Source organism: Micromonospora sp. NPDC049580 (assembly GCF_040675595.1).
Taxonomy (GTDB): Bacteria; Actinomycetota; Actinomycetes; order Mycobacteriales; family Micromonosporaceae; genus Micromonospora.
On record NZ_JBFAPG010000227.1, the window covers coordinates 1 to 9,495 of the forward strand.

Below are 9,495 nucleotides of genomic sequence, written 5' to 3' on the forward strand. Positions count from 1 at the left end.
GCCGGGTCCGGCCGGACCCGGCCCCTCGCCGCGTCCGGCACTGCGGTGCGGCGATCGGTGGCGGCTCGGCAGCGCGGTGCTCGGCGTGTCGAGCTGCTCAGCCGCCAACGATCAGCAGATGGGCTTGAGAGCAACGCGGTCAGGCCCAGGCCTGTCGCAGGGCCACGCCGGCCTCCAGCTCCAGCAGCTTGACCTTGCGCGGCAGGCCCCCGCCGAAGCCGACCAGCTTGCCGCCCGCGCCGACGATCCGGTGACAGGGCACGATCACCGGGATCGGGTTGCGGTTGCAGGCCACCCCCACCGCCCGCGCCGCCCCGGGATCCCCGACCAGCCGCGCCACCTCGCCGTAGGTCAACGTCTCGCCGTACGGGATGCGCGTCATCTCCCGCCACACCGCCCGCTCGAACTCGGAGCCGCGCGGAGGCGACACGGGCACGGTGAACGCGCTCAGCTCGCCGGCGAAGTACGCCCGCAGTTCGGCGACGGTCTGCCGGGACAGCGGGTCGTCGGGCTCGTCGGCCGCCCCCTCGACGCGGCCGAAGTGGGCTCCGCGGACACCCGTGCCGTCGGTGGCCACGGAGAACTCGCCGATCGGTGAGTCGAGCACGGTCCAGCGCATCGACCCATTGTCCCTGTCGCGGACCCCTTCGCCGGCCCGGCTACCAGCGTCGAGCCGAAAGCCACTCCTCAGCCGCCGGACCGCGGCGGCAGCGACCCGCATCGGTAGCTCATCATCGCGCCTTGGTGACTGTTGAACCTTGCATCACGTCGATACCGTGCGGGTCGTGGCCACGGGGACGCTCATCTTTCTGATCATCGGTGGGGCGGGTGTCGGGGTGCTGGCACTTGCCCTGCTCGGCAGCGAGCTGCTGCACTTCGGGCACGCCGACGTGGACGGGCCGATCTCCACCGAGACGGTCGCCGGGTTCGCCGGCGCGTTCGGCTTCGGCGGGGCGATCGTCAACGAGCTGCTCGGCGCGCGTACCCCCGCGCTGATCGCGGGTGCGGCGGCCGGCGGCCTGCTCGCGGCCGTGCCCACGGCGTGGTTGGCGTCGCGGCTCAGTCGGGCGGCGCGCAACATGCGCACCGACCCCACCCCCACCCGGGACGACCTGGTCGGCGCGCTAGGCCTGGTGGTGACCCCGGTGCCGGTGAACGGGTACGGCGAGGTGCGGGTACGCGTGGCCGGCCAGCCGGTCAAGCTCAACGCCCGCGCCGACCAGCCGATCCCGGTCGGCGCTCAGATCTTCGTCGTACAGGCGCTCAGCGAGACCAGCGTGCACGTCGAAACCTACTGATTTCCTCCTCGCAGACGGGACTTCCCCTCCATGCCCCTGTTGATAGCTGTCGGCGGCGCGGTTCTCCTCGCGCTCGTCCTGGTGTTCTTCGTTCTGTCCCGGATCAAGGTGGCCGGGCCGAACGAGGCGTTCATCGTCACCGGCCGCAAGGGCCGCACCACGCAGACCGCCGACGGTGCCCGGTCGACCGACAATTCCGGGCAGAAGGTGGTGCTGGGCGCCTCGGTCTTCGTGCTCCCGGTGGTGCAGAAGCTCCAGTCGCTCGACCTGTCCAGCCGGCGGATCGACGTCGGCATCCGAGGCGCGGTCAGCAAGCAGGGCATCCGCGCCGACCTGCACGGCGTGGCGATCGTCAAGGTCGGCGGCACCGAGGACGCGATCCGCGCGGCCGCCCAGCGGTTCCTGCACCAGCAGGACGAGATCGACAACTTCACCCGGGAGGTGCTGGCCGGCGCGCTGCGTTCGATCGTCGGCCGGCTCACCGTCGAGGAGGTCATCCGGGACCGGGCGGCCTTCGCCAGCGCCGTGGCCGAGGAGGCCGAGCACTCGATGACCAACCAGGGTCTGGTGCTCGACACCTTCCAACTCCAGGACATCCTCGCCGAGGGCTCGTACCTGCAGGATCTGGGGCGACCCGAGGCGGCCCGGGTGCTCAAGGACGCGGCGATCGCCGAGGCGCGGGCCCGGCAGCAGGCCGAGCAGGAGCGACTGCTCGCCGAGGAGGCCATCGCCGAGGCGAACCGGAACCTGGCCCTCAAGCAGGCCGGCATCCAGGCGGAGATCGACGCGGCGAAGGCCAAGTCGGCCGCGGCCGGGCCGCTCGCCCAGGCGGAGCGGGACCAGGCGATCCTCTCCGAGCAGCAGAAGGTGGCGGAGCGCAACGCCGAGCTCAAGCAGCGTCAGCTGGACACCGAGGTGCGCAAGCCGGCCGACGCCGCCCGGTACAAGGTGGAGCAGGAGGCCGAGGCGGCCCGCAACGCTGCGGTGCTGAGCGCCGACGCGCAGCGACAGGCGGTCATCGCCGCCGCGCAGGCATCCGCCGAGCAGGCACGGCTCACCGGTGAGGGCGAGCGGGCCCGGCGGGCCGCGCTGGCCGAGGCGAACGCGATCGAGGGCGCGAAGGAGGGTGAGGCCGAGCAGCGGCGGCGCTCCGCGATCGCCGAGGCGGTCGAGCGGGAGGGTACGGCCGAGGCGGCGGCCATCCTGGCCCGAGGACAGGCCGAGGCCGACGCGATGGCCCGCAAGGCCGAGGCGTTCGCGGCGTACGGCGAGGCCGCGGTGCTGGACCTCCTGGTCAAGGTGCTGCCGCAGGTGGTCGAGGCGGCGAGCGCTCCGATCGGGGCGATCGACAAGATGACCGTCATCTCCACCGACGGCGCGTCGTCGCTGACGAAGTCGGTGGCCGGCAACGTCGCCCAGGGACTGCAGCTCGGCAGCGACCTGACCGGCATCGACCTGGCCGGCCTGCTGGCGCGGCTGGGCTCGGCGTCCACGCCCAGCGGCAACGGCACCCCCGCGGGCAAGAGCCCGTCCGTGGACGGAACGGCCGTCGAGACGCGCTAGTAGGTAACGCCGATCGGGGCGTCGCTCTCACTCCGGGAGCGACGCCCCGGCCGCGCCAGCCAACGTCAGGGGATCAGGCCTTCGGCGCGGGCCCAGCGCAGCAGCTCGGCCTCGGCGGCGTCGCGGTCCAGCGGGCCGTGCTCCAGGCGCTGTTCCTTGAGGTGCTTCCAGGCCCGCCCCACGACCGGCCCCGGCGGTACGCCGAGCAGCTCCATGATCGCGTTGCCGTCCAGGTCGGGGCGAACCCGGGCCAGGTCCTCCTCGGCGGCGATCCGGGCGATCCGGTCTTCCAACGCGTCGTAGTCGGCGGCGAGCTGGGCGGCCTTGCGCCGGTTGCGGGTGGTGCAGTCGGAGCGGGTCAGCTTATGTAGCCGGGGCAGCAGGTCACCGGCGTCGGCGACGTAGCGGCGCACCGCCGAGTCGGTCCACTCGCCCCGCCCGTACCCGTAGAAACGCAGGTGCAGCGCGACAAGCGCGGTCACCTTCGCGGTGATCTCCTTGGGGTAGCGCAGGGCCTTCATCCGGGCCTTGGTCAGCCGCGCGCCCACCACCTCGTGGTGGTGGAAGCTGACCCGGCCGTCGGGCCCGACGGACTTGGTCGCCGGCTTGCCCACGTCGTGCATGAGGGCGGCCATCCGCAGGATGAAGTCGCAGCCGTCCTCCTCGAAGGAGACCGCGTTCTCGACGACCGTCAGCGTGTGCTCGTAGACGTCCTTGTGCTGGGCGTGCTCGTCGATCTCCAGCTTCAGGCCGGTCAGCTCCGGCAGGAACCGCTCGGCCAGCCCGGTGTCGACCAGCAGCCGCAGCCCGGTGATCGGGTCGGCGCCGCAGAGCAGCTTGGTGAACTCGTCCCGCACCCGCTCGGCCGTGATCCGGTCCAGGTCGGCGGCCATCTCGGTCATCGCCGCGTGCACGTCCGGGTGCACGGCGAAGCGCAGTTGAGCGGCGAACCGGGCCGCCCGCAGCATCCGCAGGGGGTCGTCGCCGAACGACTCCCGCGGGGTGCTCGGCGTACGGATGACCTTGGCTGAGAGATCGTCCAGCCCGCCGTGTGGATCGGTGAAGCGGTGCTCCGGCAGGCTGACCGCCATCGCGTTGATGGTGAAGTCACGCCGCTTCAGGTCCTCGTCGAGGCTGGTGCCGTACACCACCACCGGGTTGCGGCTGACCTGGTCGTACGACTCGGCGCGGAAGGTGGTGATCTCCAGCCGGAGACCGTCGCGCTGAGCGCCGATGGTGCCGAACTCCCGACCGGTCTCCCAGATCGACTCGGCCCAGCCCTTGATGATCCGCAGCGTCTCGTCGGGGTGGGCGTCGGTGCAGAAATCCAGGTCGTCACCGAGCCGGCCGAGCAGGGCGTCCCGCACCGAACCGCCCACCAGGTGCAGCTCGTGACCGGCGCGGACGAAGCGGCGGCCCAACTCGTCGGCGACCGGAGAGACCCGGAGTAGTTCGGCGACGGCGTTGCGCTGCGCGGCGGTGAGTTCGCGGCGGTCGGCGGCGTGAGGAGCGGAGGCTTCGGACATGGGATCGCCAGCTTATCGGGCCGGGGTGTGATCCGATCCGCCGGGCGCGGGTATCGGGCAGGGGTTGACTATGGTCTGTGACGTGCGGGTCGGCGCCCGGCTCGACGTACCCCTGGGAGGCTGGAGATGAGCGGCGGGCTCTACCGCAGCGCGAACGCCGCGCAGGACGGCGGTGCGGGAGCCAACGTCCGCCCCTCCGACGGCGCCACGTTCATTTCGGCCGAGCCACTGAACCAGCCGGCCATGGAGTCGACCGCCCCACCGCAGGAGCAGGTGGGCGAGGCGAGCGCCGCGACCAACAGCGCGGTGATGGCGGTCGGCAGCCTGGTCAGCCGGGGTACGGGCTTCCTGCGCAACCTGGTCATCGCGGCGGCGCTCGGCGGCGCGCTGGTCGGTGACGCGTACACCACCGCGCAGATCCTGCCCGGGATGGTCTACGAGTTCCTGCTCGGCGGCGTGCTCACCAGCGTGTTGATTCCGGTGCTGGTGCGTCGCCGCAAGGTCGACGTCGACGGCGGCCAGGCGTACGCCCAACGGCTGCTCACCCTGGCGGTGCTCGCCCTCGGCGTCGCGGCGCTGCTCGCGGTCGCCTTCGCCTCGACGCTGACGTGGCTCTACGGCAGCGGCCCGGCGAGTGGCGATTATTCCCAGCTGGTCACGGGGCTGGCCCGTCTCATGCTGCCGATGATCTTCTTCTCCGGACTGAGCGCGCTGATCAGCGCGGTGCTCAACACCCGGGGGCACTTCGCCGCGCCGATGTGGGCGCCGATCCTGAACAACCTCGTGGTGATCGGGACGGCGGGTCTCTACATCGCCGTGTTCGGCGCGGAGATCGTCCGCCCGGAGGAGATGACCACCGGGCGGATCCTGCTGATCGGCGGCGGCACCCTGCTCGGCGTCGCGGTCCAGGCGGCGGGTCTGCTGCCGGCGCTGCGCAAGGTCGGCTTCCGCTGGAAGCTGCGCTTCGACTTCCGCGCGCTCGGCCTACGCGAGCTGGGCCGGCTCGGGGCGTGGATGATCTGCTACGTCGCCGTGAGCCAGGTCGGCCTCATCGTGCTGTTCAACCTGCTGAACCGGGCCGGCAAGGAGAACGCCGCCGGCCCGCTGATCTACAACAACGTCTTCCTGCTGCTGATGACCGCACACGGGATCATCGCCGTCTCGATCATCACCGCGCTGATGCCCCGGATGAGCGCCGCCGCCGCCGACGGCCGGTACGCCGACGTCGCCGCCGACCTGTCGCGCGGCACCCGCACGGTCACGGCGGTGCTCGCCCCGATCGCGGTCTGCTACGCCGTCCTCGCCACTCCGATCGCGTTCACGCTGTTCCGGTTCGGCGCGTTCAACGAGAACAACGCCACCGCCACCTCCGTCGTGCTGCTCGCCGCCGCGCTGGCGCTGGTTCCGTTCGCGGTGAGCCAGCTCTTCACCTTCGCCTTCTACGCCCTGCCGGACACCCGCACCCCCGCGCTGATCAACATTCCGGTGGTGGCGCTGCGGGTCGGCGTGCAGATCGTGCTCTTCGTGGCGTTCTCCGCCAGCTTCGCCGGCGCCGGGATGATGATCGGCAACGCGGTCTCCTACCTGGCGGCGGCGGTCGGCTCCGCCTGGCTGCTGCGCCCCCGGGTCGGGCGCATCGGCCTCGGGGAGATCATGCGTACCGGCGGTCGGGTCCTGGTCGCGTCACTCGGCGCGGGGCTGGTCGGCCTGCTCGTGGTCAAGCTGTTGCCTGGCGACGACACGCCGACCCGCCTGGAGGCCATCGTCCAGCTCGTGATCGGTGGCGCGGTGATCGGTGGGACGTACCTCGGTCTCGCCATGGTGCTGCGGATCGGGGAGATCACCGAGGTGGTCGGCATGGTCCGCCGCCGCCTCGGTCGCTGACCGCAAGGATCCGGGCACCGAAAGTCGTAGCCACACGGAACGTGACCACGGATCACCAGGCTGGGGATGCACCTGTGGATAACTCCGCGATTCGCCGGTCAACAACCGGATCGACCTGTGGATAACCAACCGTACGGCTGAGCGTGGTCGCCCGATCGGCGGGAACAGGCGGTTGGCGAGGTCACCACGCCAGGTGCGGCCCCGGCGTCGGTCACTTGCGGTGAAGCCGTAGATTGGCTAGTACATGTGCCAGCAACGTGGCTGACAACGGTCGTAACCGGACGACTTCCCCGACTCCCGGCACCCCGCCGGGTACGGCAAGAAGATGACATGTCGGGGAGACGGGCAACCCGGGTAAGGTCGCTCTCGACGGGTACGGCAGGCGCCGACGCTGCGCGTCGACACCGGTTGGCCGGTTCCTTCGACGGCAGAGCGGGAAGCCACATGCCCAGCAGTGCGGGTCCATCGATCGACACGATCACCGAGGGAGGACGGGTGACCCAGGTCGGCGAGGGTCAGGAGGCGGACGAGAGCGCTCCTCCGGTCATGACCTTCGGTGCTCCCACGGCCGGTGAAATCCTCGCCGAGCGTTACGAGCTGGTCGAGCACATCAACAACGACAGCGCGGGTCGGCTGGTATGGCGGGGAGTCGACGTCATCCTGCGCCGCCCCGTCGCGGTGGTGCTGCGCTACCCGGGTGGCGACTCCGCCACCGAGATGCTCCAGGCCGCTGTCGCGGCCAGCCGCGTCATCCACCCCAACCTGGTCGGCGTCTACGACGCGATCGACGAGGCCGAGCGGGCGTACGTGGTCCGTGAGTGGGTGGACGGGCAGTCGTTGCGCGACCTGGCCGCCGATGGTCCGCTGGACCCGGCGCGGGCCACCGCGATCGGCAACGCCGTCGCGAGCGCGCTCGCCGCGGTGCACGCCACCGGGATGGTGCACGGCAACGTCCACCCCGGCACCGTGATGATCAGCGACGAGGGTCGCGTGGTCCTGGCCGACGCACGCACTGACGGCGACGACAGCCAGGAGAGTGACATCCGGGCGGTCGGCGGCGTCCTCTACTTCGCACTGACCGGTCACTGGCCGCACGCCGAGGCGCCGCTGCGCGGCGCCACCGCCGGCCATGGTCGGGCCGCCATCCCGGACGCGGTCCGGGACGCCGGGGGCGCCCTCGCGGCGCCCCGCCAGGTTCGGGCCGGGGTGCCCGCGTACCTGGACGACCTGACCATGGATCTGCTCGACGCCGAGATCGCTCCGCCGTCGTCCGACGTGCTGGCGGCCGAGTTGGCCCGGCTGGACGTGCCCGCCGAGGAGGAGCACTACCTCGACAACGGCGGGCCGCTGCGGTTCGCCGCCGACACCGAGGACGAGCCGTCGCCGCTGGCCGCGGCCGGTGGTCGCAAGGTCGCCATCGGCATCGCCGGCCTGCTGGCGGTCGCCCTGGTCGGTCTGCTCATCGGCATCAGCGCGCTGGGCGGCGACGACAAGGACCCGCAGAACAGCGCCGGGGCCACGCCCACCGCCAGCGCTCCGGCCGGCGAGGCCACCCCGGCCGCCGCCACGGTCCGCAACCTCGGCGTGCAGGGCATCCGGATCATCGACCCGGACAGCAGCAAGCGCGACGAACTCGGCGGCGCCGACAAGATCATCGACGGCGACAACGACAAGGGTTGGGAGACCGACCGCTATCCGAACGCCACGTACGGGAACCTCAAGGCCGGCATGGGTGTCTGGCTGGACCTGGGCTCGCCGCACACGGTGAAGTCGGTGCAGGCCGTGCTCTCCGGTCGAGGCGCCACCGCGAAGCTGCTCGCCGGCACGTCCGGCTACCCGTCGACCTCCAACGGCGACAAGCAGATGGTGGCGAACTACAAGACCGAGATCGGTGTCCTGAAGGAGCACGACGGCACCACGATGACCTTCAACGGCTTCAACGCCGACGAGAAGTACCGCTACCTGCTGCTCTGGTTCACCGAGCTGCCGGCCATCGGCGACGAGGACGGCTTCCGGCTCGGCGTGCAGGAGATTACGGTCCAGGGTTCGTGATCCGGCCAGCACGACCCGGGCACCGCATCCGCTGGACGTGGTGATGGACGGGCGCGACGCGGCAACGGACCTCGAGCTGCTGCGCGCCCACGTCGCCGGTGACCGGGACGCCTTCGCGGTGCTTTTCCACCGGCACCGCGACCGGCTCTGGGCGGTGGCCCTGCGGACGCTCGGTGATCGCGAGGAGGCCGCCGACGCCCTCCAGGACGCCCTGCTGTCGGCACACCGGGCGGCCGGCCGATTCCGTGGCGACTCCGCCGTCACCACGTGGCTGCACCGCATCGTGGTGAACGCGTGCCTGGACCGGATCCGACGCCGGCAGGCACACCCCACCGTTCCACTGCCCGACGGCAACCGGTCCGGCGACGGATCGGGCACCGGCGGGGTCGAGCCGGCCGCGCCGGCACAGGACCATGACACGGCGCTGGTCGTCCGCGCCGCGCTCGCCGCGCTGCCGATCGAGCAGCGGGCCGCCCTGGTGCTGGTGGACGTGCAGGGCTACCCGGTGGCCGAGGTGGCCCGCATCCTCGGTGTCGCCGAGGGGACGGTGAAGAGCCGCTGTGCCCGGGGTCGGGCACGGTTGGCGGTGCTGCTCGGGCATCTGCGGCCGGCGACGCCATCGCAGCCGGCCCCGGCCGGCCGGAACGCGGACGTGCCCGGCGTCACGCCGGGGAACCCGCGCCCGGCCGAGGGCGTCGGATCGGGGTCGGTTCGGTACCGGCAGGACACCAGCCAGGAGGACGCGTGACGAACGAGGGGTTCAGGGAGGTCGACACCGACCTGCTCGCTGACTACCTCGGCGGCGCGTTGGACGGCACACCACAGCAGGCCCAGATCGCCCGGCTGGTCGACGCGGACCCGGCCTGGGCCGAGGCGTACGCGCTGCTGGCTCCCGCGGTGACGCAGGTCCGCGCCGAGCTGGCCCGCTGGGCCGAGCCCTCCCCGGAGCTGCCCCCGGCCGTCGCCGAACGGCTCGCCGCCGCGCTGGCCGCGGCCGACACCCCGACGGACGACGCCTCGGCCACCCTCACCGGCGCCACCGGGTCGCCCGAGCCGGTTGCTCCCGCGACGCCGGTCAGTGTCCCGGCACAGGGCGGGCGTCGCCCCGGCGGCCCGTCGCCGACCGAGTCGGGTCGCGGCAGAGCCACCGGCCCGGGTCGCCGGCAGCGCCG

General features: G+C 72.1%; 7 protein-coding genes and 1 pseudogene. 6 read left to right on the top strand and 2 right to left on the bottom strand.

The window, feature by feature from the left end; genetic code table 11:
* Window positions 1-139: 139 nt before the first annotated feature.
* Window positions 140-619 (bottom strand): methylated-DNA--[protein]-cysteine S-methyltransferase, encoded by a 480-nt coding sequence (locus AB0J68_RS18705; RefSeq protein WP_363939615.1) that lies wholly within the window; start codon window positions 617-619, stop codon window positions 140-142.
* A 157-nt stretch (window positions 620-776) separates the two neighbouring features.
* Here AB0J68_RS18705 and AB0J68_RS18710 point away from each other — a divergent pair, with 157 nt between their 5' ends.
* Both AB0J68_RS18710 and AB0J68_RS18715 read left to right on the top strand, forming a co-directional pair.
* Window positions 777-1,298, top strand: a complete 522-nt coding sequence (locus tag AB0J68_RS18710) for a hypothetical protein (RefSeq protein WP_344354343.1) — start codon at window positions 777-779, stop codon at window positions 1,296-1,298.
* A 30-nt stretch (window positions 1,299-1,328) separates the two neighbouring features.
* Window positions 1,329-2,861, top strand: a complete 1,533-nt coding sequence (locus tag AB0J68_RS18715) for an SPFH domain-containing protein (protein WP_354862700.1) — start codon at window positions 1,329-1,331, stop codon at window positions 2,859-2,861.
* 65 nt (window positions 2,862-2,926) lie between these two features.
* On the opposite strand, the gene AB0J68_RS18720 is transcribed toward AB0J68_RS18715, so the two are convergent.
* Window positions 2,927-4,387 carry a CCA tRNA nucleotidyltransferase gene (locus AB0J68_RS18720; protein WP_355063358.1) on the bottom strand — a complete coding sequence of 487 codons (1,461 nt, stop codon included), beginning with the start codon at window positions 4,385-4,387 and terminating at the stop codon, window positions 2,927-2,929.
* Between the two features lie 126 nt (window positions 4,388-4,513).
* On the opposite strand from AB0J68_RS18720, the gene murJ reads away from it, so the two are divergent.
* The 4 genes and pseudogenes from murJ to AB0J68_RS18740 all read left to right on the top strand — a co-directional run.
* Window positions 4,514-6,271, top strand: a complete 1,758-nt coding sequence (gene murJ, locus AB0J68_RS18725; protein ID WP_363939618.1) for a murein biosynthesis integral membrane protein MurJ — start codon at window positions 4,514-4,516, stop codon at window positions 6,269-6,271.
* A 444-nt stretch (window positions 6,272-6,715) separates the two neighbouring features.
* Window positions 6,716-8,323 carry a protein kinase family protein gene (locus tag AB0J68_RS18730; RefSeq protein ID WP_355063354.1) on the top strand — a complete coding sequence of 536 codons (1,608 nt, stop codon included), beginning with the start codon at window positions 6,716-6,718 and terminating at the stop codon, window positions 8,321-8,323.
* 43 nt (window positions 8,324-8,366) lie between these two features.
* Window positions 8,367-9,071, top strand: a complete 705-nt coding sequence (gene sigM / locus AB0J68_RS18735) for an RNA polymerase sigma factor SigM (RefSeq protein ID WP_363939619.1) — start codon at window positions 8,367-8,369, stop codon at window positions 9,069-9,071.
* Window positions 9,068-9,495, top strand: a pseudogene (locus tag AB0J68_RS18740) (hypothetical protein); the annotation flags it as partial. The gene sigM and the pseudogene AB0J68_RS18740, both read left to right, overlap by 4 nt.

Bases quoted from the DNA above. Each gene is read 5' to 3' on its own strand.
- AB0J68_RS18705 (WP_363939615.1), bottom strand. From the start codon at position 619: ATGCGCTGGACCGTGCTCGACTCACCGATCGGCGAGTTCTCCGTGGCC.
- murJ (WP_363939618.1), top strand. From the start codon at position 4,514: ATGAGCGGCGGGCTCTACCGCAGCGCGAACGCCGCGCAGGACGGCGGT.
- sigM (WP_363939619.1), top strand. From the start codon at position 8,367: ATGGACGGGCGCGACGCGGCAACGGACCTCGAGCTGCTGCGCGCCCAC.
- AB0J68_RS18715 (WP_354862700.1), top strand. From the start codon at position 1,329: ATGCCCCTGTTGATAGCTGTCGGCGGCGCGGTTCTCCTCGCGCTCGTC.
- AB0J68_RS18720 (WP_355063358.1), bottom strand. From the start codon at position 4,387: ATGTCCGAAGCCTCCGCTCCTCACGCCGCCGACCGCCGCGAACTCACC.
- AB0J68_RS18730 (WP_355063354.1), top strand. From the start codon at position 6,716: ATGCCCAGCAGTGCGGGTCCATCGATCGACACGATCACCGAGGGAGGA.